The 23743-nt window shown below is 67.9% G+C and carries 22 protein-coding genes; 8 read left to right on the forward strand and 14 right to left on the reverse strand.

Annotated features, from left to right (window positions below):
- Positions 1-45: 45 nt before the first annotated feature.
- From ACS5PM_RS09965 to ACS5PM_RS09975, 3 genes are all read right to left on the reverse strand, one after another.
- On the reverse strand, positions 46-675 hold the full coding sequence (locus ACS5PM_RS09965) for a BON domain-containing protein (RefSeq protein WP_439387457.1): 630 nt from the start codon (positions 673-675) through the stop codon (positions 46-48).
- Between the two features lie 61 nt (positions 676-736).
- On the reverse strand, positions 737-1345 hold the full coding sequence (locus ACS5PM_RS09970) for an SIS domain-containing protein (protein WP_439387458.1): 609 nt from the start codon (positions 1343-1345) through the stop codon (positions 737-739).
- 148 nt (positions 1346-1493) lie between these two features.
- The gene (locus tag ACS5PM_RS09975) at positions 1494-1910 is read right to left on the reverse strand and encodes a YraN family protein (RefSeq protein WP_439387459.1); all 417 of its coding nucleotides are present in this window, start codon (positions 1908-1910) and stop codon (positions 1494-1496) included.
- Here ACS5PM_RS09975 and rsmI point away from each other — a divergent pair.
- The gene (gene rsmI, locus ACS5PM_RS09980; RefSeq protein WP_439387460.1) at positions 1909-2835 is read left to right on the forward strand and encodes a 16S rRNA (cytidine(1402)-2'-O)-methyltransferase; all 927 of its coding nucleotides are present in this window, start codon (positions 1909-1911) and stop codon (positions 2833-2835) included. The two genes, ACS5PM_RS09975 and rsmI, sit on opposite strands and share 2 nt — an antisense overlap.
- A gap of 20 nt (positions 2836-2855) precedes the next feature.
- Here the strand turns inward: rsmI and ACS5PM_RS09985 are convergent, their stop codons facing one another.
- Positions 2856-3242, reverse strand: a complete 387-nt coding sequence (locus ACS5PM_RS09985; RefSeq protein ID WP_439387461.1) for a hypothetical protein — start codon at positions 3240-3242, stop codon at positions 2856-2858.
- 157 nt (positions 3243-3399) lie between these two features.
- Here ACS5PM_RS09985 and tldD point away from each other — a divergent pair, with 157 nt between their 5' ends.
- Both tldD and ACS5PM_RS09995 read left to right on the forward strand, forming a co-directional pair.
- Entirely contained in the window at positions 3400-4863 is a 1464-nt protein-coding gene (gene tldD / locus ACS5PM_RS09990; protein ID WP_439387462.1) for a metalloprotease TldD, read from the forward strand.
- A 12-nt stretch (positions 4864-4875) separates the two neighbouring features.
- Entirely contained in the window at positions 4876-5997 is a 1122-nt protein-coding gene (locus tag ACS5PM_RS09995; RefSeq protein WP_439387463.1) for a GSCFA domain-containing protein, read from the forward strand.
- Here the strand turns inward: ACS5PM_RS09995 and ACS5PM_RS10000 are convergent.
- The 3 genes from ACS5PM_RS10000 to ACS5PM_RS10010 form a co-directional block, all read right to left on the reverse strand.
- Positions 5994-6728, reverse strand: a complete 735-nt coding sequence (locus ACS5PM_RS10000) for an acyltransferase (RefSeq protein WP_439387464.1) — start codon at positions 6726-6728, stop codon at positions 5994-5996. The two genes, ACS5PM_RS09995 and ACS5PM_RS10000, sit on opposite strands and share 4 nt — an antisense overlap.
- Before the next feature lie 65 nt (positions 6729-6793).
- The gene (locus ACS5PM_RS10005; RefSeq protein ID WP_439387465.1) at positions 6794-7567 is read right to left on the reverse strand and encodes an acyltransferase; all 774 of its coding nucleotides are present in this window, start codon (positions 7565-7567) and stop codon (positions 6794-6796) included.
- A 96-nt stretch (positions 7568-7663) separates the two neighbouring features.
- A complete protein-coding gene (locus ACS5PM_RS10010) occupies positions 7664-8983 on the reverse strand; it encodes a hypothetical protein (protein WP_439387466.1) in 1320 nt (439 codons plus the stop codon).
- A gap of 513 nt (positions 8984-9496) precedes the next feature.
- Here ACS5PM_RS10010 and ACS5PM_RS10015 point away from each other — a divergent pair.
- Positions 9497-10645: a 3-deoxy-7-phosphoheptulonate synthase gene (locus ACS5PM_RS10015; RefSeq protein WP_439387467.1), complete on the forward strand. Its 1149-nt coding sequence runs from the start codon at positions 9497-9499 to the stop codon at positions 10643-10645.
- Positions 10646-10670: 25 nt separating this feature from the next.
- On the opposite strand, the gene ACS5PM_RS10020 is transcribed toward ACS5PM_RS10015, so the two are convergent.
- Positions 10671-11255, reverse strand: coding sequence for a cob(I)yrinic acid a,c-diamide adenosyltransferase (locus ACS5PM_RS10020; protein ID WP_439387468.1), 585 nt, complete (start codon positions 11253-11255; stop codon positions 10671-10673).
- A 40-nt stretch (positions 11256-11295) separates the two neighbouring features.
- Positions 11296-12318 carry a hypothetical protein gene (locus tag ACS5PM_RS10025; protein WP_439387469.1) on the reverse strand — a complete coding sequence of 341 codons (1023 nt, stop codon included), beginning with the start codon at positions 12316-12318 and terminating at the stop codon, positions 11296-11298.
- Between the two features lie 248 nt (positions 12319-12566).
- Between ACS5PM_RS10025 and ACS5PM_RS10030 the strand changes: the two genes are divergently transcribed.
- The 3 genes from ACS5PM_RS10030 to ACS5PM_RS10040 all read left to right on the forward strand — a co-directional run bounded on the left by ACS5PM_RS10030 (position 12567) and on the right by ACS5PM_RS10040 (position 14728).
- The gene (locus ACS5PM_RS10030) at positions 12567-12932 is read left to right on the forward strand and encodes a YciI family protein (RefSeq protein ID WP_439387470.1); all 366 of its coding nucleotides are present in this window, start codon (positions 12567-12569) and stop codon (positions 12930-12932) included.
- 88 nt (positions 12933-13020) lie between these two features.
- Positions 13021-13434, forward strand: a complete 414-nt coding sequence (locus ACS5PM_RS10035) for a YciI family protein (RefSeq protein WP_439387471.1) — start codon at positions 13021-13023, stop codon at positions 13432-13434.
- Between the two features lie 13 nt (positions 13435-13447).
- Complete coding sequence (locus ACS5PM_RS10040; protein WP_439387472.1) at positions 13448-14728, forward strand: RNA polymerase sigma factor; 1281 nt, start codon at positions 13448-13450, stop codon at positions 14726-14728.
- Between the two features lie 14 nt (positions 14729-14742).
- Here the strand turns inward: ACS5PM_RS10040 and ACS5PM_RS10045 are convergent, their stop codons facing one another.
- Positions 14743-15669, reverse strand: coding sequence for a hypothetical protein (locus ACS5PM_RS10045; protein WP_439387473.1), 927 nt, complete (start codon positions 15667-15669; stop codon positions 14743-14745).
- A 31-nt stretch (positions 15670-15700) separates the two neighbouring features.
- The gene (locus ACS5PM_RS10050; protein WP_439387474.1) at positions 15701-16663 is read right to left on the reverse strand and encodes a hypothetical protein; all 963 of its coding nucleotides are present in this window, start codon (positions 16661-16663) and stop codon (positions 15701-15703) included.
- Positions 16664-16882: 219 nt separating this feature from the next.
- On the opposite strand from ACS5PM_RS10050, the gene ACS5PM_RS10055 reads away from it, so the two are divergent.
- Positions 16883-18286 carry an FAD-binding oxidoreductase gene (locus ACS5PM_RS10055; protein WP_439387475.1) on the forward strand — a complete coding sequence of 468 codons (1404 nt, stop codon included), beginning with the start codon at positions 16883-16885 and terminating at the stop codon, positions 18284-18286.
- 248 nt (positions 18287-18534) lie between these two features.
- On the opposite strand, the gene ACS5PM_RS10060 is transcribed toward ACS5PM_RS10055, so the two are convergent.
- From ACS5PM_RS10060 to ACS5PM_RS10070, 3 genes are all read right to left on the reverse strand, one after another.
- The gene (locus ACS5PM_RS10060) at positions 18535-20073 is read right to left on the reverse strand and encodes a SpoVR family protein (protein WP_439387773.1); all 1539 of its coding nucleotides are present in this window, start codon (positions 20071-20073) and stop codon (positions 18535-18537) included.
- Between the two features lie 77 nt (positions 20074-20150).
- Positions 20151-21434 (reverse strand): YeaH/YhbH family protein, encoded by a 1284-nt coding sequence (locus tag ACS5PM_RS10065; RefSeq protein ID WP_439387476.1) that lies wholly within the window; start codon positions 21432-21434, stop codon positions 20151-20153.
- 38 nt (positions 21435-21472) lie between these two features.
- Complete coding sequence (locus tag ACS5PM_RS10070; RefSeq protein ID WP_439387477.1) at positions 21473-23395, reverse strand: PrkA family serine protein kinase; 1923 nt, start codon at positions 23393-23395, stop codon at positions 21473-21475.
- Positions 23396-23743 lie beyond the last annotated feature (348 nt).

A 23743-nucleotide genomic window follows, 5' to 3' on the forward strand; every position in this document is an offset into this window, starting at 1 on the left:
GCCGGCTTGGGAGCGGCCGGGCGCTCGGCCGCCACGGGCGTGGAATCACTTCGCCTCGATGGCCTTGAGCTCGGCGTCGCTGATGATCTCGAACACCCGCACCACCTTCTGGACACCGCCGACGCCGCGCGCCACCTCGGTGGCCTTGGCGGCTTCCTTCTCGGTGACGCGACCCATCAGGTAGACGATGCCGCGCTCGGTCGTGACCTTGACGGCATTGGCCTGGATGTAGCCGTCATCGATGAAGGCGGCCTTGACCTTGGTGGTGAGCAACGCGTCGTTCGAACGGGTGCTCAGCGAGGTCAACATCGTGACCGCCGCCTCGTTGACGACCGAGCGCACGTTGTCGATCGCGGCGATCGCCTTTTCGGCCGCCTCGCGGTCTGCGTCCGTCCCGACCTCGCCGGTGATGAGCACGAGGCGGTTGTAGCTCGTCACGTTGAGGTGGGCGCGGTCGCCCAGCGCCTCTTTCAGGCGCGGGCCGGCCTTGAGCTCGATGGACTGGTCCTCCAGCTGTGCGCCGGAGGTGCGCCTGTCGGAGTACATCAAGGCGCCGGAAACCGCTGCGCCGCCGATCAGCAGGGGCGCGCAGGCGCTCATCAGCACGCTGGCGGCACCGGCGACGACGAAAACGGCCAGGGTGGATGTCAGGCGGGGGCGTTGGGTGTGGTTCATGTCCATTCTTCGATGAAAGGGGCAATCGGGGCGCCGGCCGGTACTGGGCCCGGCCTCGCGCTCACGCCGGCTCGGCGTCGCCCAGGAGTTGAAGGTCGATCGCGTCGCACAGCGCATGCAGCACCAGCAGGTGCAGCTCGTGCACCCGTGCCGACCGTTCGTGCGGCACGGCGATCCAGGTATCGGTCTCGCCCAGCAGCCCCGGCAGGGTCGTGCCCTCCGTGACCGGCCCGCCGAGCAGAAGCACGCTCATTTCCTTGGCGTGGGCCTCGCGCACGGCGGCCAGCATGGCAGGCTCGTCGCCCGCCGCTGAACAGACCATAAGCAGGTCGCCCGGTTGGCCGAGCGCCCGCAGTTGCAGCGCCACGGCGAGCGACGGGTCCGCGACGAGTTCGTGGTGAGGCACCAGCGGTTGAGTCAGCGCTGGCCCGAGCGCCAGCGCGGCCAGCGGCGGACGCTCGCGCTCGAAGCGGAGCATCAGCGCCGAGGCGAACCACTGCGCCAGCCACTGTCCGCCGCCCTGGCCACAGGCGAGCAGCTTGCCGCCGGCGGTGAGGCAGCCCACGATGGCCTGCGCGCCTTCGGCGATCGGCCGCGCCAGGCCATCCGCGAGCTGGTACATCAGGTCCGCACATTCGAAGAACTGCTGTTGGATGCGGGCTTCGAGCATGAGGGGATGATAAATGGGGCACCCGGCCCCGGAGGACCGGGGCCACCCTCCGAGAGGGTGCGCGGCCGCTTCGACAGCGGCCGTGCGCTGGCCGCGCGAGGCACCCGGCCCCGGAGGACCGTCGCCAACGTCCAGGGGAGTGCGCCGCTCAACCGGCGTCGAAGGCGCCACGCAGCCACTGCAGATCGTCCCCGTCGATCGCGACGACGTCGAAGCGGCAGGGCGGCAGGCGGTCGAAGCGCTGCAGGTAGTGCTGGGCAGCGTAGACGAGTCGGGAGCGTTTGGCGTGCGTCACACTGGCGGCAGCACCCCCGGCGTCCCGGGTGCTTCGGACCCGGACTTCGACGAACACCAGCGTGCCATCGCGTTCGGACAGCACCAGATCGATTTCGCCGGCATGGCGGGAGCGGCCGCGCGCCACCCGATAATTGCGCTCCACGAGCGTGAGGCCGTGGCGCTGCAGATGTGCCAGGGCTCGAGACTCGCCATGGTCCCCTGTGGCGAGACGAGTCGTCGATGAGGCGTCCGGCGGGCTCGCAGCGGCCCGCTTCGATTTCCAGAACATGCACTCCCCTTCCCCACCTGCGCCGACCTTGCTGGACGCTGCAGCGCTCGCCGCTGGCGGCCAGCACTTCCCGACGGGCGCGCTCTATGTCGTGGCCACGCCGATCGGCAACCTCGCCGACTTCAGCCTGCGTGCCATCCATGTGCTGGCACTGGTCGACGCGGTGGCCTGCGAGGATACCCGCGTCAGCGGCGGCCTCCTGCGCCACCTGGGGCTGAGCAAGCCCCTCATCGCCCTGCACGAACACAACGAGCGCTCGGCGGCCGAGCGCGTGCTGACGCGCCTGGCCGCGGGCGAGCGGGTGGGCTATGTGAGCGACGCGGGCACGCCTGCAGTGTCGGACCCGGGGGCCGTCCTGGTGGCGCAGGCGCGTGCCGCCGGCCATCGCGTGCTGCCGGTCCCCGGGCCGAGCAGCGTGGTTGTCGCCCTCAGTGCCGCGGGAGCCGACGCCGGTGGAGGAGGCTTCCACTTCGCCGGCTTTCTTCCCGCCAAGGGCGCGGAGCGCATCGCAGCGCTCGATGTCGCGCTGGCGCAGACGCTGCCTTGCGTACTGTTCGAGGCACCGCATCGCGTGGGTGCCCTGTTCGACCAGCTCGCCGAGCGTGCGCCTGGCCGCCTGGTGACGGTGTGCCGCGAACTCACCAAGCAGTTCGAGCAGATCGAAACACACACCGCCGACGCGCTGCCGGCCTGGCTGGCCGCCGAGCCGGTGCGCGAGAAGGGTGAATTCGTGCTGGTGCTGCATGCGGCGGCGTTGCCCGTTCGCGAGGCCGAAGCGCTGGACGATGCCGCCGAGCGCACGCTGCAGGTGCTGCTACGCGAGCTGCCGCTCAAGCAGGCGGTCGCCTTGGCCGCGGAACTCTGCGGAGCGCCGCGCAACGCGCTGTACACGCGAGCGCTGGCGCTCAAGTCGCCGGGCGGCTGAAGGCGGCCCGGCGCGCCGGCTCACTTGCCGCTCGAAGGGGCGCTCGCGCCGTCGTGCTTCTGGCGGTAGATGTCCTTGCCCGCCTTGTTCTGCGCCTTGCGGATGTGCTGGCGCTCCTGGGCGGTGACGGTGCCGTCAGCCGCGGCCTTGGTCTGCGCACGGTCGACAGCCTTCTGCTCGCCCTTCAGGCGGCGCGCCTCGTGACGGGTCAGTTCGCCGGACTGCTTGCCTTCCTTGATGCGCTGTTCCTGGCTGGCTTCATGCTTGTCGATCAGCGGGGTGTTGGTGCCGCGCTGCACGCCGGGATCGACCGGCACGGGCGTGGGCGCCGGGGTGGCAGTCTGGGCGAAGCTGGTGGCCGAGACGGCGGCGAAGGCGGCGGCGGCAATGACGTGGCGCAGTTTCATGAAGGTCCTTTCGTCTTGGGATGAAGCGCCGCAAGAGGATATCGGCGCAGGTGTCACCACAACGCCGGCCGTTAGGCCCGAGCCGACCAGGAATTGAAAAGGCATGTAAAGCCGCCTTCCTGGTGGCGTGGCAATCCCGCTTTCCTACAATCGGCCGATGATTGCCCGCGAACCCACCCTCGAGCGCCTGGCCGTGGCCCAAGGGCTGCTGCTGGAGCCCTACCAACTCAGCGAGGCCGCGCTGCAGCGTGCATTGGCGGAAATCGCCACGCACCGCATCGACGATGCCGACCTGTACTTCCAGTACACCCGCCATGAAGGCTGGAGCCTGGAGGAAGGCATCGTCAAGAGCGGCAGCTTCTCGATCGACCAGGGGGTCGGCGTGCGAGCCGTGGCGGGCGAGAAGACGGCCTTCGCCTATTCGGACGACATCTCCGAGGCCGCCCTGCTGGATGCGGCCCGCACCGTGCGCTCCATCGCCGCGGCCGGCCAGAGCAGGCGCGTGAAGGTCGACCGGCCGATCAAGGTCGCCGGCAGCCGCACGCTGTATGCGCCCATGGATCCGATCGCCACGCTGGACAGCACGCAGAAGGTGGCCCTGCTGGAGCGGGTGGAAAAGCTGGCCCGAGCGCGCGACCCGCGGGTCGTGCAGGTGATGGCCGGCCTGGCCGCCGAATACGACGTGGTGATGGTGGCCCGCGCCGATGGCACCCGCGCCGCCGACGTGCGCCCGCTGGTGCGCCTGTCGGTCACCGTGATCGCCGAGCAGAACGGCCGCCGCGAGATCGGCTCGGGCGGCGGCGGCGGGCGATTCGGCCTGGGCTTCTTCCAGGAGGCGCAGCTGGTCGAGTACGTCGATCAGGCGGTGAACGCGGCACTCACCAATCTCGAATCCCGCCCTGCCCCGGCCGGCGAGATGACCGTCGTCCTCGGCTCGGGCTGGCCCGGCGTGATGCTGCATGAAGCCGTGGGCCACGGCCTGGAAGGCGACTTCAACCGCAAGGGCTCCTCGACCTTCTCCGGCCGCATCGGCCAGCGCGTCGCGGCCAAGGGAGTCACGGTGCTGGATGACGGCACGCTCGCCGACCGCCGCGGCTCGCTGAATGTCGACGACGAAGGCAACCCGACGCAGCGCAACGTGCTGATCGAAGACGGCATCCTTCGCGGCTACATGCAGGACAGCCTCAACGCCCGCCTGATGGGCGTCAAGCCGACGGGCAATGGCCGGCGCGAAAGCTACGCGCACGTGCCCATGCCGCGCATGACCAACACCTACATGCTGCCCGGCGACAAGTCCAGGGAAGAGATCGTCGCCAGCATCAAGCGCGGCCTGTACGCGACCAATTTCGGCGGCGGCCAGGTCGACATCACCAGCGGCAAGTTCGTCTTCTCGGCCTCGGAGGCCTTCTGGGTCGAGAACGGCAAGGTTCTGTATCCGATCAAGGGCGCGACCCTGATCGGCAACGGCCCGGAGGCCATGACCCGCGTCAGCATGATCGGCAACGACTTGCAGCTCGATACCGGCGTCGGCACCTGCGGCAAGGATGGCCAGAGCGTGCCGGTGGGCGTGGGCCAGCCGACGCTGCGCATCGACGGCATCACCGTCGGCGGCACGGCCTGAGAGCCGCGGCGCATGAAGGGGCTGCTTGGCCGCGTGCTGGGCGGCCCGACGCCTGAAGAGCCCGCCTGGGCTCCGTCCGGCACGCGGCCGCTGGACCGGGTCGACGCCGCCGCGGCCCGCGCAGCGCACAAGACCAACCCGCACAGCACCTGGGCCGCGCGCGCCCAGGAGGCCAACCAGGCCGACCGGACGCTGGCTTGCCACCGGATCTGGGCCAGCAAGCCAGAACTCGGCATCCGGCCCAAGTTCCGGGTGGGGCGCGATCAGGCCGTGTTCGCCTTCGGATCGTGCTTCGCCCGAGAAGTCGAGGACGCGCTGGTCGACTTGGGGCTGGAGGTCCCGTCGCGTTGCGATGGCTTGTTCAGCCGGGCACCCCTGGTCCACGACGAGGCGTTCAATCCCGGCGCCCGGCCCCGGGCCTACCTCAATCGCTACAACAGCATGTCGATGCTCGACGAGTTCCGGCATCTGCTGGGGCTGGCTCCCGAGCTCGAGCGGGGCCTGCTGACCTACGGGCTGGACCGCGGCAGTGCGGCCGACTTGCACTACACGCAGTCCCTGAGACAGGCAAACCTCGAAACCACGATGGCCCGCCGGCAAGCCGTGAGGGAGCACCTGGGCCCCCTGTTGCGCCGGTGCAAGCTGTTCGTGCTGACCCTGGGCATGGCGGAATGCTGGTTCGACGAGAAGGCGGGCCGCTATCTCAACAACACGCCGGGCGCTCGCGTGCTTGCCGCATTCGGCGAGCAGCTCGCGGTGCACCTGACGCGCTTCGAACAGCACCGCGCGGCGCTGGAGTCGCTGCACCAACTGCTTCGATCCGTGCACGGCGACGACTTTCGCGTGGTCATCACAGTCTCGCCCGTGCCGCTGGAGCGCAGCTTTCTCGCGCAGGACGTGGTCACGACGAACAGCTATTCGAAAGCGATGCTGCGCACGGCGGCGCAGGAATTCGCGGCCGGGCACGACAACGTCGACTACTTTCCCAGCTACGAGCTGGTGACCTTCGCCGACCCTCGCCGCGCCTGGGCCTGGGATGGGCGGCACGTGAGCGCCGAGCTGGTGTCGCACGTCATGACGCTGTTCCGCAGGCACTACGTCGAAGGCGCGGCTACCGACGCCCCCGGCCGCTAGCGACGCCAGTCGATCTTCTCGCGCAGCACCTGCGCCGGCGAACCGCCCGCCAGCGTGTTGGCCGGCACGTCGGAGCGGACGACGGCACCTGATTCGATCACGCTGCCCTGCCCGATGGTCACGTCCGGCAGCACCATCGCTCGCCGCCCGAGCCACACATGGCGGCCTATGCGCACGTGCCGCCGGTAGCCGAACACCGGCGCCCCGCCCTCCTGCTCGACGATCGCATGCTGGTCGCTGCACTGGACCACCACGTCCTCCGACAGCTGGCAGTCGTCGCCGATGACCAGATCGGCGTTCGAGGCGTTCATCCGCGCCTGGCCGATGGTCGTGCGGTCGCCGATGAAGGCGGTGGCCTTGGCCGCCAGGTGAAGCGCCCCGCGCACCGTGGTCTCCGCGCCGACGACGACCTTCAGGTGATCCCCGCCCAATACGAGGTTGAGCTGGCCCTTGTGGCCCAGGAGGGCCAGGTGCACCCCGCTGAGGGTGCGTCGCGCACCCGTCACGGCGAGACTCACATGGGTCAGCCGCTCGTCCTCGCCCTCAAAAAGGGTGAGATAGCAGTCGTCGGCCCAGTCCATGGCCAAGGACCTGGCCAGGGAAGACTCTCGCAGGAGCATGGTGCGCAAGGGCTTCTGGGCGGTCACCGGCAGATAGCGAACGAGGGAAGGAGGCAGGCCCATGATGCGCATCAAGGGCTCGAGATGGGGTTTTTCGACGAACGTGCTCATTCGGGGGAATCCAACGCGGCCGCGGACATGCGGCCAGCCCGCTGGTCGATGCTACGGGATCGCCGTCAGCCGGCCCGCCGGGCCTTCTGCCGCGATGGCGCCGGCTGCGCCTCGCGCGTCCAGCCCACCTGCTCGCGCAGCACGCGGGCGGGCGAGCCCCCCACCCAGGTGTTCGGCGGCACATCGGAAACGACCACCGCGCCCGCCTGAACGATGGCGCCGTCGCCGATGCGCACGCCGGGCATCAGCAGGGCGCGCCGGTTCACCAGCACGTGGCGTCCCAGGTAGGTTCGCTGGCGCGAGCCGTTGAGCAACCGGCCGTTGCTGAGATCGGTGATCAGGTGCGGGTCGTTGCACTGCAGCAGCACATCCTCGACCAGGTGGCAGTCCTCGCCGATGACCAGGTCGGCATGGTTGACGATCAGGCGCGAGTGGCCGATGACCGTGTGATCGCCGATGAAGGCGGTGGCGCCGCGAAACAGCTGCAGGGCGCCGCGGATGATGGTGTGGCTGCCGATGAAGGCCCGGCACTGGTCATCGCCGATCAGCAGGTGGACCTGGCCCTTGGTGCTGAGCAGGGTCAGGTGCACACCGCTGAAATGGCGCCGGCCTTTCGGCACGGCGAGCTTGACCGGCAACTGCTCGGGCTCCATGTCCTCGCCAAGGGTGAGCCAGCAGCTGTCATCGAACGTCGCCGTTACGTTGATGGCCAGCGAGGTGTCGGCCAGGCGCAAGGTTCTCAGGCGGCGCTCGACCGACGCACTCGCGTGCCGCACGAGAGTGGCCGGCAGCGGCATCAGGCGCAGCAGCGGATCCAGCAGCAGGGGTTGTTCGATCATCACGGCAGGCGGCTGAAAAGCACAAAGGCCTCGCCGCTGCCGGCGAGGCCTGAAATCTTAGCCAGCGGAGCCCGCCCCGCGGGGCCCGCCCACCCCCTAGCCTTGGGGGCCGACGTACAGGCTCCTGAAGCCGCCGCCGATCTGGACCTTGTGGTCCGGGCTGGGGTTGTAGACCTCCTGGCCCACCTGGCCGCTCAGCACCACCCAGGCGTTGCGGTCATTCCAGGCGCTGCCCCAGACCCGCGCGACCTGCGCATGGGTAAGACTCGTCACTTCGACGCCCAGCTTGCGGGCGGCGACTATGCGCAGCACGTTCTGCAGCTGGTCGAAACCGATCGTCACGTCGAAGGTGCGACCGGAGAAAGCCGCATGCTGCGTCGCCGAGCCTTGAGAGACGAAAAGCGGCCAACGGGTCTTGGAGTCCGTCGTCATCTGGCCGCTGGCGTAGACGGGGCCATCCACGATGGGAATGCCGCCTTGGGCCGGATCGAACCAGACGTCACCGTTCTTGAACCAGCTGACCTGCGACCAGTCGCTCACGCCGGAGCGGGCGATGGCCGTGTTGAACAGGTACTGCACCTGGCAGGGCTGGCCGCTGAGCGTGCGTTGGCAGGTGGTGTTGAGGAAGGTGGCCATCATCTGCTGCTTGGCCTGCACGGCCGGCCCGGCGGTGTCCAGCTGGATCCCGCCCAGGCTCTGCACGCTGCGCACACGCGCCACGGCGCCGCCCTTCCAGGGCTGCAGCGGATCGGCCACCCCCCACGCCTGCCGGAAGCTGACGAAGGTGCCGGTGATGTAGGCATTGGTGCCCTTGCCGTTCTGGCCGCCGGAGCCGTACGGCCCGAAGAAGGGCGTCGCGCCGTCGTCCTGCTTGCCCGAGGTGGTCAGCATGCCCACGGCCCCCGCGGAGTCGTCGGCATTGAGGTAGACCGCCGAGGCGCCTTCCCGCCCCTGGGCCTGGGCATTGCAGCCGCTGGCGGCGCCGGATGGCGTCCAGCGCAGCGTCGGCAAGGCGGCGGCGTGCGGCAATGACGTCAGGCCGGCCACGGCCGCGAGCCGGCTGTCAGACAAGCTGGTGAGCGGCCCCTGCGTCCCTGCCGCACAGCCTGGTGCCGCGCCGAAGAACATGACCTTCATCCCGGGCTTGAGCACGGTCTTCGGATCGTTGGGATCCCAGGCCGCGAACAGTTGCGAGCCACCGGAGACCCGATCGATCGCGCCGGCCGCGGCCAAGGCGGACGCGGGCCGGAAGTACAGCGCATCCGGTCCGGCCTGCGGCGCCGGACCGGTGGACCCACCGGTGTCCTGCGGCTGCTCGTCGATGCCACCGCTCACCGGCTCGTCAGTGGAGCCCTCGCCCCCACCACCGCCGCCACAGGCGGCGGCCAGCACGGCCATCATCAGAACCGACACCATCGCGAACGACCTCGTCGTGGGAGAAGATTCACCGTTGTATCCGAACGCTCGCATGGCCGATCCCGTTGGCTGCTTTCGCACGCCGCACCCGCGGCAGCGCATGCAGGTGGTTTCGGTCGTTCAGCCGCGAGCCTGAAGGGAATCGTCGGCTTGAATTGCGGGTCTGTCGGCCCCAAGCGGAGCTCAAGTTCCTGACTGGCCTGCCGACAGGCGGTCCGGCACCGGCCCTGCGCCACGAGCGGCCGATGCTTGCCTGGCAAGAGACGCGCCACAGCCAACGAGGCAGCGTCGCCCAGTCAGCCTGGCACCAGCCGCCGCGTGCTACATTCCCGGCCGTGATGCGTACCCCGCGATTTTTCTTTGCGTACTTTTGGTTCTCGCCCCTATCGGCGGCTGGGAAGGCCATCGCACGCACCTGAAATCACGCGAAGCGAACACCCCCGAAAGACCGCCGGCAGCCCCCGGCGGTTTTTTTTCGCCGGCGCACACCGCAGACCCTTGGAGATCCAGCCGATGAACGCCAAAGCCACCACCGCCAGTGACAGCCCTGCCCGCACGGGCCTGGTCCTCAGCGAACGAACCAGCGAGACCGACGACCAGCGCATCCAGGACGTGACGCCATTGCCGCCGCCCGAGCACCTCATCCGCTTCTTCCCCATTGCCGGCACGCCGACCGAGAAGCTGATCAAGCACACCCGCAGCGCGGTGCGCCACATCATGCACGGCAAGGACGACCGGCTGCTGGTGATCATCGGGCCGTGCTCCATCCACGACCCGGCCGCGGCGCTGGACTATGCGCGGCGACTGTCGGCCGAGCGTTCGAAGTACGCCGGCACGCTGGAGATCGTGATGCGGGTCTACTTCGAGAAGCCGCGCACGACCGTCGGCTGGAAGGGCCTGATCAACGATCCGTACCTGGACGAGAGCTACCGCATCGACGAGGGCCTGCGCATCGCGCGCCAGCTTCTCGTGGAGATCAACCGCGTGGGCATGCCCGCCGGCAGCGAGTTCCTCGACACCATCAGCCCGCAGTACATCGGCGACCTGATCAGCTGGGGAGCGATCGGGGCCCGCACCACCGAAAGCCAGGTCCACCGGGAGCTCGCCTCGGGCCTGTCGGCGCCGATCGGCTTCAAGAACGGCACCGACGGCAACCTGAAGATCGCCTGCGACGCCATCCAGGCCGCGGCCCGGCCGCACCACTTCCTTTCGGTGCACAAGAACGGCCAGGTCGCCATCGTCGAGACCCGCGGCAACAAGGACTGCCACGTCATCCTGCGCGGCGGCCGCTTGCCCAACTACGACGCCGGCAGCGTGGCCGCCGCGTGCCAGGCCCTCACCGAGGCGAAGCTGCTGCCCACCTTGATGGTCGACTGCAGCCATGCCAACTCGAGCAAGCAGCACCAGCGCCAGGTCGACGTGGCCCGCGACATCGCCGGCCAGTTGGCGGGCGGCAGCCGGCAGGTCTTCGGCGTGATGGTGGAAAGCCACCTGAACGACGGCGCCCAGAAGTTCACGCCCGGCAAGGACGACCCGGCGAGCCTCGCCTACGGCAAGAGCATCACCGATGCCTGCATCGGCTGGGACGATTCGCTCGAGGTGCTGAAGGTGCTGAGCGACGCCGTGCTGGCACGTCGTGCCGCGCACAAGGTGGCCGGCTGAGTCGACCGGCCCGCCGCGGCAGGGTTCAGGCCTCGTCTGGCTCGGCGCGCTTCAGGCGCTCGCTGTGCCAGTAGACGTCGTCTCCACCCAGGCCGTCGAGGTTGGCGCGGTTGAGCACCCGCGCCAGCACGAACAGCAGGTCCGACAGCCGATTGAGGTACTGCCGGGGCGCCACGTTGACTGCCTCGGTGGCGGCCAGGGCGACGACGGCCCGCTCGGCGCGGCGGGCGATGGTGCGGCCCACGTGGGCCAGGGCCGCGCTTCGCGTGCCGGCGGGCAGGATGAACTCGGCCAGGCGGGGCAGCCTGGCGTTGTAGTGGGCCAGCGCTTCGTCCAGGCGCGCCACGGCGTCGGACTTGAGCAACTCGAAGCCGGGAATCGACAGCTCGCCGCCCAGGTTGAACAGCTCGTGCTGGATCGTCACCAGCAACTCGCGCACGTCGTCCGGCAGGGGCTCGGCCAGCAGCACGCCGAGCTGGGAGTTCAACTCGTCCACGTCGCCCATGGCGGCGATGCGCGCGTGGCTCTTCGGCACGCGTTGGCCGTCGCCCAAGCCGGTGGTGCCGTCATCGCCGGTGCGGGTGGCGATCTGGGAAAGTCGGTTGGCCATGCGGCGAGTGTAGATCCGTGGCCCACCGGCGCCGGGCGCTTCAGGGGGTCAGCAGGTAGGCTCGCGACACGCCTTGCAGCGTGTTTCGCGCGCTGCCGGTGATGTGGCCGAGACGATCGATCGCCGTCGCGGTCACGAGCACCCATCCTGCGTCGCGGACCGAGGCATCGACCATGTCGTTGAGGTCGATCGCCACGCCGTTGCGCCACAAGGTCGCGTGGTAATCGCAGCAGCCGGAAACCGAGCTCATGCCCACCACGTCGCCCGCATCGTTGATGCCGTCGGCGAAGCTCTGGTCGCCACCCAAGGTGCCGAGATCCACGGCGCCCGTCGCGCCCCACTGGGTGGCGTGGACGGGCGAACCGGCGTAGCCGACCACCGTGCCGGCGCTGTTCACGCCGTTGGCTTCGCCGTTGCCGAGGTCCTTCAGCGTGCCGCTTTTCCAGACCACGGCACGGCGTTCGCCGACGGCGTTTTCGCTGTAGCCGGCGATATGGCCCTTGTTCGAGATCGCCGTGGCGTAGGCATATTGGCCCCCGAGATCCTTCAGGACTTTCGCCGCTCCGTCCTTCCAGGCGACAGGGCGCACGCGCCTGTTGTCCCGCGTCATCGAATACCCGACGACCACGCCGGCCTTGTTGATCGCGTAGGCGCCGCTTTCGGTGCCGCCGAGGGTGCCGAGGTCGGTGATGGTCCCCGCGCTCCACAAGGTGGCGCGCACGCCGGTGTTGCCAGGCAGGAAGCTGATGCCCACCGTGGTGCCTGCATCGTTGATGCCGCTGGCGCGGCCGAAAGGCCCGCCGTCGACGACGCCCAGGTCGGTCGGGGCGGCAAGGGCCCAGCGGGCCGGGCGCGTCGGCTCCATCGGCGGGTCGTCGTTGTTGGGCGCCTGCGTGCCGGTGCCCACGACGGTGCCGGCCGCGTTCACCGCGGAGCCGGTGGCCCAGGAGCCACCGAAGTTGTCCAGTGCCTTGAAGGCGTAGGTGGAGGCGGCCTGTGCCACGGAGCAGGCCACCAGTGCGGCCGACAAGGCAGTGGCGCGCAGTTCCCTGATTGCAATCATGTGAAGGCTTGACGATACGCAGGGGCATGCAGAGGTCGCGCCCGGCCTCCCCCACCCCGGTCTCGAGCGCTGCCGGTTTATAGCGGCCCGATCGCGCCGCGCCTTGCACCTTTTATGCTTGTCCCGGCATGGGCCCGCGTCGCGTCGCACTGGTTGCCCGCGGTCACGCCTCGACTCCCTCGGGCGTGCCATGCTTCAATCCGCGGCTGCGGGTCACCGCCCGAACCGACCCCGAGGATGAAACCACCATGCGCTACATGCTGATGATCGTCGAGCCCACCGGCCAGCGTGCCACCCGCACCCGCGCCGAAGGGGAGGAGGCCTATGCCCGCATGCGCCGCTTCGCCGACGAGCTGCACGCCGAAGGCAAGCTGTTGGCCGTCGAGTCGCTCGCTTCGCTGCGCCAGGCGACGCGGGTGCAGGTGCGAGGCGGCAAGCGCCAGTTGCTGGACGGCCCGTTCGCCGAGGCGAAGGAGATGGTCGGCGGGTTCTACCTGGTCGATTGCGCCGGCCCGGAAGAGGCACTGGCCATCGCCGAGCGGTGCCCCGCCGCCGAATGGGCGACGGTCGAAGTGCGGCCGGCATCGCCCTGCTACGACGAGTCCGACGCCTGAATCGCCGCGCTGGCGGGCGCCTGTGTCGAAATCCACCGTCGTGCTTCGTCGTGTGTGCATACCGGCCCTCAACGACGAAGGAGCAACGATGCGATTCATGATCATGGTTCGCGCCAACGCGCAAAGCGAATCCGGCCAGATGCCCGAGGAAGCCCTCATGGCCGCGATGGCGGCCTACCACGAGCAGCTCGCGCGAGCCGGCGTGCTGTTGGACGCCAACGGCCTGAAGCCCAGTGCCCAGGGTTTCCGCGTTCGCTACCAACACGGCACGCCGACGCTCATCGACGGGCCCTTCGCCGAGACGAAGGAGCTGATCGCGGGCTACACCCTGATCGAGGCCCGCTCACGCGAAGAGGCCGTGGAGTGGGCGCGTCGTTTCCCGGCCCCCTTCGGCGACGCCGTAGACAGCGAGATCGAAGTCCGCCCGCTCTACGAACTCGACGATTTCGCCCACGACGAGCCGGTCCGCCGCTTCAAGGACCTCGAGGCGACCCGCCGCTGAACCCCCTTCATCCATGCCGAACGAGCGCACCACCCATGAGGCCATCGCCGCTGTCTGGCGCATCGAACAGGCCCGCATCGTGGCCGGCGTCGCGCGCATGGTGCGCGACATCGGCCTGGCCGAGGAGCTGGCGCAGGACGCCCTGGTTGCAGCGCTCGAGCACTGGCCCGGCGAAGGCGTGCCCGCCAATCCGGGGGCCTGGCTCATGACCACCGCCAAGCACCGGGCGCTGGATCGCCTGCGGCGCGACAAGAACCTCGCCGCCAAGCTGGAGCAGATCGGTCTCGACCTCGAAGCGCGCGAAGCCCTGGTGGTGCCGGATTTCGTCGACGCCCTGGATGCCGCGCGCCAGGACGACATCGGGGACGACCTGCTGCGGCTGGTCTTCACGGCCTGCCACCCGCTGCTTTCGCCGGACGCCCGGGTCGCCTTGACGCTGAAGCTGCTGGGCGGCCTGACCACCGCCGAGATCGCCCGCGCCTGCCTCGTGCCGGAGCCGACGATCGCCCAGCGCATCGTGCGCGCCAAGCGGACGCTGGCCGAAGCCCGCGTGCCCTTCGAGGTACCGCGCGGCGAGGATCTGGCACCGCGTCTGGCCTCGGTGCTGGAGGTCGTCTACCTGATCTTCAACGAGGGCTACACCGCCACCGCCGGCGACGACTGGATGCGGCCGGCCCTGTGCGACGAGGCGCTGCGCCTGGCGCGCATCCTGGCCGAGCTCGCGCCGGAGGAAGCCGAGGTGCACGGCCTGGCCGCGCTGCTGGAGCTGCAGGCATCGCGTATTGCGGCGCGCACCGACGAGCAAGGCCGCCCGGTGCTGCTGGCCGACCAGAACCGCGCCCGCTGGGATCACTTGCTCATCCGACGCGGGCTGGCGGCCTTGTCACGCGCCGAGCAACTGAGCGCCAGGCAAGGCCAGCCCCTGGGTCCTTACACGCTGCAGGCCGCCATCGCGGCCTGCCACGCCCGCGCGCCGAAGGCCGAGGCGACGGACTGGGCCGGCATCGCTGCCCTGTACGACGCGCTGGCACAGGCCACACCTTCGCCCGTCGTCGAGCTCAATCGCGCAGTGGCGGTGGCCATGGCCTTCGGACCGGCCGCCGGGCTGGCGATCGTCGACACCCTGGTGAGCGAGCCAGCTCTGAAGAACTATCAATGGCTGCCCGCGGTACGAGGCGATTTGCTCGCAAAGCTCGGCCGAGCCGACGAAGCCCGCAACGAGTTCCTCCGCGCGGCAGCGCTGGCGAAGAACGAGAGAGAAAAGGCGCTGCTCATGGCACGGGCAGCGCCCTGACTCGCCGGCACCGCCTACTCGGTGATCGTGATCGCCGGGTTGTCGAGGTAGCTGCTGATCTCGTCCTGGTAGAAGGTGTTGCTGTTGCCCGCGTAGTCGTAGACCTCGAGCGAGTACGGCACATACACGCCAGGCGTGGTGTACGCGGTGATCTTGCCGCCGAGCGTCAGCGTCTGGCTGTCCTTGCCGCGCACGGGCACGTCCGCGCTCAGGTAGATGCAATCCCACCAGGTGTCTTGCATGCAGTAGGTCATCGACGCGGCGCGAAGGCCCGATCCGCCGGTGTCGACCAGCTTCAGCTTGACCCCGACGCGCGCCCAGGAGCCCGGCAGCATGCCGCGCGGCGGCGTCGAACGCGAGACAGTCGGCGTGAGGTTGACGCCACCGGCCTGGGCGCTGGGCCAGGCGTAGTCGCCCGTCGCCCCGACGACTTGCAATGTGGTGCGTCCAAGCGACGCCAGCGTGGCCTCGTCGAAGCTGGCGACATTGCCGTTGGCATCCACGACGGACACGCTGTACAGGTGCCACTCGCCGTCGTCGGCGACGTTGGACATGTCCACACCGATCTGCAACTCGTTGCGCGTGGCCTCGAAAGGACTGTCCCAGCTGCCCGAGGCGGTCTGCCCGGTCGGGCTCACGAGCGTGACGACCACGGTGTCGACGCCCGACAGGTTGTCGGCCACGGACAGCGACACCACGGCCTGCGCATTCTTGAGGTTGGCGTGGACCTTGCCGCCCACGCCGACGGACTTCAGCACCGGCGGCTTGATGTCGTAGTTGTAGAGCGGTGAGATGGCGCGCTGGTGGGCCTGGCTTCTGGCCAGGTGGGCCAGTTGCGCCGGGGTAAGACCGGCGGCATCGGCCAGCGGCTTGGCTTGCGCACCGGTGACCAGAACCACGGCCGAGGCTACGGCGGCCAGGCGGATGAGAGGTGACGGCATTTGTTTTCCTCCGGTAGATGCGTTGTCGTGCTCAGGGGGTGACCGTGATGACCGTCGACGGGAAGTAGGCGCTGAAGTCGGTGTTGCCCCCGAACTCGGTGCTGCTCAGGAAGGCCGTGTTTTCCGCGTAGTCGGTGATCCACAGGTTGCGCAGGTGGTATTCGCCGGCGACGACCGAGGAGGAGCTGACTTCGCCGCCCAGGCGCAGGGAGATCGCTGCGGCGCGCCGCGAGCCACGCGTGTCGTTGGCCCAGACGCTGAAGCAGGAACTCTGATCCAGAGTGCAGAAGTCCATGGAGGCGTAGGCGACGCCGGCCACCACCGTGGCGCCAACGTCGAGTGCCTCGAGCAGCACGCCCGCGTACGGCGCGTGGGTCGTTCCCGGGGGGCTTGCCGACAGCGAAAGCTGCGGCGTCAACACCTTGCCGGCCTGCAGCACAGGCTGCTGGGCGTCATGGCCGCGCTTGTTGGCAACCACGAAGCTCGTCCGTCCCAGGGCCGCCAGTTCCGCCTGCTCCAGGTGGCGCATGTTTCCGGCCAGGTCGGCGATGTAGAGGTCGGTGAAGGTGTAGGTGCCGGGCTCCGAGAATCCGGACAGGGTGTAGACCTCCATCCCGCCCACGTAGCTCTTGGCCGGAAGCTGGTTGGTCATCGAGCCGCCGACGAATTGCCCGCTCGGGCCCGTGCCATAGGCGTAGGCGTAGTACACGCCGGACCGATCATCCGTGGCCTTCAGCGGGACGAACATCGGGTTGTCCGGGATGCCGACGTCGAAGGTCGCCGGCGCGTTGAATGCGGTCAACACCGGTGGCGTACTGTCTGCCCCGAGATTGCTGCTGTGCGATTGACTGCGCTGGACTTGCCGCTCGAGCGCGGCGCGCGCCTGTCGAGGCGACATGTGACGCAACGCGTCGGCATCGAGCGTCGCGGACTGGGCGGCCGTGGCCAGTCCGAGCGCGGCCAGGAAGGTCGCGCCGAGGAAATGCTTGTGCATTCAGTTCTCTCCGGTCAGAGACTGTCAATGGGAACGACGAAGTACGCCCGGCCCTCCCATCTCACCGGTCTCGGGCGCGGTGCGTTTGTATCTGCCCTTGCTGGCGTCATCCCCAACAATTTGCTGAGCGTGCGCTCGGTACTTGCCCTTCCCCAATTCGGGACTTGACGAGCGCCCGATGCGCCGCCTCCGCACATGGGAGCGGCGCAGAATGCAGCCATGAACGCGCCCTTCGAATTGCATCCGCGCCCGATGCCACCCGCCATGCGCGAAGCGCTGGCCGCGCGCTTCGGTGCAAGACTGTCCACTGCCCAGGCCGTGCGCGAGCAGCACGGACGCGACGAATCGCCATTCGACGTGCCACCACCGGACGCAGTGGTATTCGCCGAATCGACCGAAGACGTCGCCTTTGTCGTCAAGCTGGCGAGCGAGCATGGCGTACCAGTCATTCCCTTTGGTGTCGGCTCCTCGCTCGAAGGCCACCTGCTGGCGATCCAGGGCGGCGTGAGCATTGACCTGAGCCGCATGAACCAGGTGCTGCGCGTCCATGCCGAGGACCTCACCGCCACCGTGCAGGGCGGCGTGACCCGCGAGCAGCTCAACCGCGAGATTCGCGACACGGGGCTGTTCTTTCCCATCGACCCGGGTGCGAATGCGTCGCTGGGCGGCATGGCCGCCACGCGGGCCTCGGGCACCAACGCGGTCCGCTACGGCACGATGCGCGAGAACGTGCTCGGTCTCACGGTCGTCACGGCCAGCGGCGAGACCATCCACACCGGCACGCGAGCTCGCAAGTCCAGCGCCGGCTATGACCTCACCCGCCTGTTCGTCGGCAGCGAGGGCACGCTGGGGGTGATGACCGAGGTCACGCTGCGGCTGTATCCGCTGCCGCAGGCCGTGTCGGCCGCGGTGTGCCACTTCCCCGACGTGGCCAGTGCCGTCAACACCACCATCCAGATCATCCAGATGGGCGTGCCCATCGCTCGCTGCGAGCTGCTCGATGCCAATGCCGTGCGGGCCGTGAACCGCGCGGAGAAGATGACGCTGGCCGAGTCGCCGATGCTGCTGATGGAGTTCCACGGCAGCGAAGCGGGCGTGAAGGAGCAGGCCGAGACGGTGCAGGAGATCGCCGCCGAGTTCGGAGGCCAGGCCTTCGAATGGGCGACGACGCCGGAGGCGCGAACCCGCCTGTGGACGGCCCGCCACCGCGCCTATCTTTCAGGCCTGCAGATGAAGCCCGGCTGCCGCGCCGTGACCACCGACGCCTGCGTGCCGATCTCGCGCCTGGCCGAGGCGATCGTCGAATCAGTGGCCGAGGTGGATGCCTCCGGCCTGCCGTACTTCATCGTCGGCCACGTGGGCGACGGCAACTTCCACGTCGCCTACCTCATCGACCCCGACATCCCTGCAGAGCGCGAACTGGCCGAGTCGCTCAACAGCCGCCTGGTGGCCCGCGCCCTGGGACTGGAAGGCACCTGCACCGGCGAGCATGGGGTGGGCTTGCACAAGCAGGGCTTCCTGCTGGACGAAGCCGGCCCGAACGCCGTCTCCATGATGCGCAGCATCAAGCAGGCGCTCGACCCGCACAACATCATGAACCCCGGCAAGATCTTCTCCGCCTGACCGACGGGCGCGTCCGCACCGCCCCCTTTCAAAGGGCGGGCGTGTCAGCCCACCCCTTCCCTCCCCAGCGCCCCACCCTGGCGCTCCGAAGGAGCCGCCACATACCAGGGCGTGCGCGGATCCGGCTTTGCCGGTCCGCTGCGCGAGCCCCTCGGGGGGCAGGCCCCCGGGAGGGGCGGTGGGGGCCAACATTCCTTCCGCTGCGCGAGCCCCCTCGGGGGGCAGGCCCCGGAGGGGCCGTGGGGGCCTCAGTTCACCGGCCCCGCCACGCTCCACCGCCGCGTCACGTCGCCCTTCGCATTGACGCTCTCCAGCTGCACGCCGAAGCCCCACAGCCGCGCAGCGTGCTTGAGCACCTCGTGGGCGGAGTCATCCAGCGGGCGGTCGTTGTGCTGGGTGTGTCGCAAGGTCAGTGAGCGGTCGCCGCGCAGGTTCACGTTCCAGACCTGGATGTTGGGTTCCCGCGCACCGAGGTCGTATTGGCGCGACAGCGCTTCGCGCACGCGGCGGTAGCCGCTGTCGTCGTGGATGGCGCTCACCTCGAGTTCGGGCTCCTTCTCGTCGTCGGCAATGGCGAACAGGCGGAAGTCGCGCATCAGCTTCGGGCTCAGGAACTGGCCGACGAAGCTCTCGTCCTTGTAGTTGCGCATCGCCTGGTCGAGCGTGGGCAGCCAAGGCTTGCCGGCGATGTCGGGGAACCACGCGCGATCTTCGTCGGTCGGCTTGTCGCAGATGCGCTTGATGTCGGTGTACATCGCGAAGCCGAGCGCGTAGGGGTTGATGCCCGAGTAGCCCCGGTCACCCACCTTCGGCTGGTAGACGACGTTGGTGTGCGACTTCAGCCACTCGATCATGACGCCGTCGGTGAGGAAGCCGTCGTCGTACATGGTGTTGAGGATCTTGTGGTGCCAGAAGGTGGCCCAGCCCTCGTTCATCACCTGCGTCTGCCGCTGCGGATAGAAGTACTGCGCGATCTTGCGCACGATGCGCACCACCTCGCGCTGCCAGGGCTCGAGCAGCGGCGCGTTCTTCTCGATGAAGTACAGCAGGTTCTCTTCCGGATCCTCCGGGAAGCGCTTGGCGGCCTTCTCTTCCTCGGCCTTCTCGATGCGCTTGGGCAGTGTGCGCCAGAGGTCGTTGACCTGTTGCTGCGCGTACTGCTCGCGGTCCTTTCGCATCGCGAGCTCTTCGGCCAGCGACTTCTTGCTCGGCCGGCGATAACGGTCGACACCGTAGTTCTGCAGCGAGTGGCAGGAGTCGATGAACTCCTCCACCGTCTCCACTCCATGGCGCTCTTCGCACTCGGCGATGTAGTTCTTCGCGTAGACGAGGTAGTCGATGATCGAGCCCGCATCGGTCCACATGCGGAACAGGTAGTTGCCCTTGAAGAAGCTGTTGTGGCCGTAGGCCGCGTGGGCAATCACCAGGCCTTGCATCGCCATCGTGTTCTCCTCCATCAGGTAGCTGATGCAGGGGTTCGAGTTGATGACGATCTCGTAGGCCAGGCCCATGTGGCCGCGGCGGTAGTTCTTCTCGGTCGAGATGAACTCCTTTCCGTAGCTCCAGTGGCGGTAGTTCACGGGCATGCCCACGCTGGCGTAGGCGTCCATCATCTGCTCGGCGGTGATGATCTCGAGCTGGTTCGGATAGGTGTCCAGGCCGAAGCGCTGCGCGGTCTTCTTGATGACCTCGTGGTACTGCTCGACCAGTTCGAATGACCAGTCGCTCGGATCCGGCAGGGCATGCTCGGGGCGGGGCGGCGGCGGCAGGGGGGCGTCGAGGGCCATGCGGGGTTTTCGGCGGTCGCCCGTCGCGGGGACCTTCAAGGGGTTGTGCACGAAACGTCTGTCCTGGGAAAACTCCGTCATTTCGGTGCTCCTTCCTTCTTGAAGAGGTCACGAAATACCGGATAGATCTGGTCGGCCGAGATGGCCTTGCGCATCGCGAACTGCTTGTGCATTTCGGCGATGCGGGTGTATTCCTCCCACAGGTTCTGTTCTTCCTCGGCCACCTGCACGTAGGCGTAGTAGCGGCAGGCCGGCAGCAGCTTTTCCACCAGCAGCTCGCGGCAGCGGCCGGAGTCGTGGTGCCAGTTGTCTCCGTCGCTGGCCTGGGCGCCGTAGATGTTCCACTCCTGCGGGTTGTAGCGGGCCTTGATGATGTCGTTCATCAGCTCCAGCGCGCTGGACACCACGGTGCCCCCCGTCTCCCGGGCGTGGAAGAACTCGTCCTCGGTCACCTCCTGCGCCTGGGTGTGGTGGCGGATGAAGACGAGGTCGATCTTCTCGTAGTGCTTGGTGAGGAACAGGTACAGGATGATGAAGAAACGCTTGGCCAGGTCCTTGCGCGCCTCGTCCATCGAACCCGAGACGTCCATCAGGCAGAACATCACCGCCTTCGAGCTCGGCACCGGGACGCGCACGCGGTTGCGAAAGCGCAGGTCGATCGGATCGAGGAAGGGGATGCCGGCCAGTTTGGCGCGCAATTCCAGGATGCGTTTCTCCGCCTCGATCAACTCCTTCTGGGCCACCGGATCGTCGGCGTGGAAGTGCTTGATCTCGACCACGCGGGCTTCGAGCGCATGCAGCTCGCGTCGCGCATCCCCGCCGATGGCGATGCGTCGACTCAGGGCTCCGCGCATCGAACGCACGATGTGCAGGTTGTTCGGCGTGCCGTCGCTGGAGTAGCCGGCGCGGTGCGTCTTCCACTCCGGCACGTCGGCCAGCTGCGTCTTCACCAGGTGAGGCAGGGCGAGGTCCTCGAAGAAGACCTGCATGAACTCTTCCTTCGTGAGGGCGAAGGTGAAGTCGTCCTCGCCCTCGCCCGAATCGCTCGCCTGGCCCTTGCCGCTGCCCTGCCCGCCGCCGCCCTTGGGCCTTTCGATGCGGTCGCCCCTGACGTAGTCCTTGTTGCCCGGATGGACCATCTCGCGCTGGCCGCCGGAGCCATGGTGGAACACCGGCTCGGAGATGTCCTTCTTCGGGATGCGCACCTCCTCGCCGCGCTCCAGGTCGCGGATGCCGCGGCCATCCACCGCGCGCTTGACCGCCTCGCGGATCTGATCCTTGTAGCGACGCAGGAATCGCTCGCGGTTGCCGATCGACTTGTTCTTGCCAGCCAGCCGTCGGTCGATGATCTGCTGAAGCATCGGGTCCCTCCGTCTTCAGGGATTCAAACGCCGATGCCTCAGGAGGACTTGCGCACGCGCAGGTACCACTCGCACAGCAGGCGAACCTGCTTGGCGGTGTAACCCTTCTGGACCATGCGCTGCACGAAGTCCTCGTGCTTCTTCGCCTCGTCCGCGCTGGCCTTGGCGTTGAAGCTGATGACGGGCAGCAGCTCCTCGGTGTTCGAGAACATCTTCTTCTCGATCACCGAACGCAGCTTCTCGTAGCTCGTCCACGCGGGGTTCTTGCCGGCGTTGTTGGCGCGGGCGCGAAGCACGAAGTTGACGATCTCGTTGCGGAAGTCCTTCGGGTTGGCTATGCCTGCCGGCTTCTCGATCTTCTCCAGCTCCGCGTTGAGCGAGGCGCGGTCGAAGACCTCCCCGGTGTCGGTGTCGCGGTACTCCTGGTCCTGGATCCAGTAGTCGGCGTAGGTGACGTAGCGGTCGAAGATGTTCTGGCCGTACTCGCTGTAGCTCTCGAGGTAGGCCGTCTGGATCTCCTTGCCGATGAACTCGGCATAGCGCGGGGCCAGCTGCTCCTTGATCAGGCCGACGTACTTCTGCTCCTGCTCGGCCGGGAACTGCTCGCGCTCGATCTGCTGCTCCAGCACGTACATCAGGTGCACCGGATTGGCGGCGAGTTCCTGGCTGTCGAAGTTGAAGACCTTGGAGATGATCTTGTAGGCGAAGCGAGTCGAGATGCCGCTCATGCCTTCGTCCATGCCGGCGTAGTCGCGGTACTCCTGGTAGCTCTTGGCGCGCGGGTCGGTGTCCTTCAGGTTCTCGCCGTCGTAGACCTGCATCTTCGAATACAGCGACGAGTTCTCAGGCTCCTTCAGGCGCGTGAGGATGGCGAACTGCGCCATCATCTTCAGCGTTCCCGGCGCACAGGTGGCCTCGGCCAGCGAGGAGTGCCGAATCAGCTTCTCGTAAATCTTGATCTCTTCGGACACCCGCAGGCAGTACGGGACCTTGACGATGTAGACGCGGTCGAGGAACGCCTCGTTGTTCTTGTTGTTGCGGAAGGCCTTCCACTCGCTCTCGTTCGAGTGGGCAAGGATCACGCCATCGAACGGGATGGCGCCGAAGCCTTCGGTGCCTTTGAAGTTGCCTTCCTGGGTCGCCGTCAGCAAGGGGTGCAGCACCTTGATCGGCGCCTTGAACATCTCGACGAATTCCATCAGGCCCTGGTTGGCCAGGCACAGGCCGCCGGAGTAGCTGTACGCGTCCGGGTCGTCCTGGGCGTAGGTCTCCAGCTTGCGGATGTCGACCTTGCCGACCAGCGACGAGATGTCCTGGTTGTTCTCGTCACCAGGCTCCGTCTTGGTGACCCCGATCTGCTTGAGCACGCTCGGGTGGCGCTTGACGACCTTGAACTGGCGAATGTCGCCGCCGAACTCCTCGAGTCGCTTCACGGCCCAGGGGCTCATGATGCGATTGAGGTAGCGGCGCGGAATGCCGTACTCGCTTTCGAGCAGCGGACCGTCTTCGTCGGCGTTGAACAGGCCCAGCGGCGATTCGTTCACCGGCGAGCCCTTGATCGCATAGAACGGCACCAGCTCCATCAGCTGCTTCAGCCGTTCGGCGATGGAGCTCTTGCCCCCGCCCACCGGGCCCAGCAGATAGAGGATCTGCTTCTTTTCCTCCAGCCCCTGCGCGGCGTGCCGGAAGTAGGACACGACCTGTTCGATCGAGTCTTCCATGCCGTAAAACTCGGCGAAGGCGGGGTACACCTTGATGACCTTGTTCGCGAACAGCCGCGACAGGCGCGGGTCGTTGCGCGTGTCGATCATCTGCGGCTCGCCGATGGCCTTGAGCATGCGCTCAGCGGCCGTCGCATACGCCAGCGGGTTGCGCTTGCACTCTGCCAGGTATTCCGCGAGGGACATCTCCTCTTCGCGGGTTCGCTCGTAGCGGGCGGCGAAGCTGCTCATCACGTCCATGCAAGACCTCCTGTGGATGTCAGGGCGGCGCCGCGTGGGTCCCTCCTCGCGGCGTCTGGGAAGTTCTGATGGCGTCCCGGCTGTACTGGACCCGGGCGTCATCAGAGCTTTCCGGTCTTCAGGTCATGCAACGCGGCAGTGCGCGTCGACGGTGACAGCTTGAGCCTTACTCCTCAAAGACAGTCGAGCAAAAAGCAGGCCATCGGGAGTTCAGTTCCGACGATTCAGGCGAAGGGCCTGCCCGCGTTGGCTCGTTATATCTCGTTTCCCGTCAGCAGGGCTAGCGTCCAGTGGATTCAAGCCACACCGCGCGTGGTGCGCTGCACGTTCCGATGAGGCCGGACCCGT

Origin of the sequence: Ideonella flava (assembly GCF_051857595.1) — a bacterium.
In the GTDB taxonomy this organism is placed as follows: Bacteria; Pseudomonadota; Gammaproteobacteria; order Burkholderiales; family Burkholderiaceae_C; genus Ideonella.

Excerpts from the sequence above, each read along its gene's own strand:
- ACS5PM_RS09965 (WP_439387457.1), bottom strand. The coding sequence starts at position 675 with ATGAACCACACCCAACGCCCCCGCCTGACATCCACCCTGGCCGTTTTC.
- ACS5PM_RS09970 (WP_439387458.1), bottom strand. The coding sequence starts at position 1,345 with ATGCTCGAAGCCCGCATCCAACAGCAGTTCTTCGAATGTGCGGACCTG.
- rsmI (WP_439387460.1), top strand. The coding sequence starts at position 1,909 with ATGCACTCCCCTTCCCCACCTGCGCCGACCTTGCTGGACGCTGCAGCG.
- ACS5PM_RS09975 (WP_439387459.1), bottom strand. The coding sequence starts at position 1,910 with ATGTTCTGGAAATCGAAGCGGGCCGCTGCGAGCCCGCCGGACGCCTCA.
- ACS5PM_RS09985 (WP_439387461.1), bottom strand. The coding sequence starts at position 3,242 with ATGAAACTGCGCCACGTCATTGCCGCCGCCGCCTTCGCCGCCGTCTCG.
- tldD (WP_439387462.1), top strand. The coding sequence starts at position 3,400 with ATGATTGCCCGCGAACCCACCCTCGAGCGCCTGGCCGTGGCCCAAGGG.
- ACS5PM_RS09995 (WP_439387463.1), top strand. The coding sequence starts at position 4,876 with ATGAAGGGGCTGCTTGGCCGCGTGCTGGGCGGCCCGACGCCTGAAGAG.
- ACS5PM_RS10000 (WP_439387464.1), bottom strand. The coding sequence starts at position 6,728 with ATGAGCACGTTCGTCGAAAAACCCCATCTCGAGCCCTTGATGCGCATC.
- ACS5PM_RS10005 (WP_439387465.1), bottom strand. The coding sequence starts at position 7,567 with ATGATCGAACAACCCCTGCTGCTGGATCCGCTGCTGCGCCTGATGCCG.
- ACS5PM_RS10010 (WP_439387466.1), bottom strand. The coding sequence starts at position 8,983 with ATGGTGTCGGTTCTGATGATGGCCGTGCTGGCCGCCGCCTGTGGCGGC.
- ACS5PM_RS10015 (WP_439387467.1), top strand. The coding sequence starts at position 9,497 with ATGAACGCCAAAGCCACCACCGCCAGTGACAGCCCTGCCCGCACGGGC.
- ACS5PM_RS10020 (WP_439387468.1), bottom strand. The coding sequence starts at position 11,255 with ATGGCCAACCGACTTTCCCAGATCGCCACCCGCACCGGCGATGACGGC.
- ACS5PM_RS10025 (WP_439387469.1), bottom strand. The coding sequence starts at position 12,318 with ATGATTGCAATCAGGGAACTGCGCGCCACTGCCTTGTCGGCCGCACTG.
- ACS5PM_RS10030 (WP_439387470.1), top strand. The coding sequence starts at position 12,567 with ATGCGCTACATGCTGATGATCGTCGAGCCCACCGGCCAGCGTGCCACC.
- ACS5PM_RS10035 (WP_439387471.1), top strand. The coding sequence starts at position 13,021 with ATGCGATTCATGATCATGGTTCGCGCCAACGCGCAAAGCGAATCCGGC.
- ACS5PM_RS10040 (WP_439387472.1), top strand. The coding sequence starts at position 13,448 with ATGCCGAACGAGCGCACCACCCATGAGGCCATCGCCGCTGTCTGGCGC.
- ACS5PM_RS10045 (WP_439387473.1), bottom strand. The coding sequence starts at position 15,669 with ATGCCGTCACCTCTCATCCGCCTGGCCGCCGTAGCCTCGGCCGTGGTT.
- ACS5PM_RS10050 (WP_439387474.1), bottom strand. The coding sequence starts at position 16,663 with ATGCACAAGCATTTCCTCGGCGCGACCTTCCTGGCCGCGCTCGGACTG.
- ACS5PM_RS10055 (WP_439387475.1), top strand. The coding sequence starts at position 16,883 with ATGAACGCGCCCTTCGAATTGCATCCGCGCCCGATGCCACCCGCCATG.
- ACS5PM_RS10060 (WP_439387773.1), bottom strand. The coding sequence starts at position 20,073 with ATGGCCCTCGACGCCCCCCTGCCGCCGCCGCCCCGCCCCGAGCATGCC.
- ACS5PM_RS10065 (WP_439387476.1), bottom strand. The coding sequence starts at position 21,434 with ATGCTTCAGCAGATCATCGACCGACGGCTGGCTGGCAAGAACAAGTCG.
- ACS5PM_RS10070 (WP_439387477.1), bottom strand. The coding sequence starts at position 23,395 with ATGGACGTGATGAGCAGCTTCGCCGCCCGCTACGAGCGAACCCGCGAA.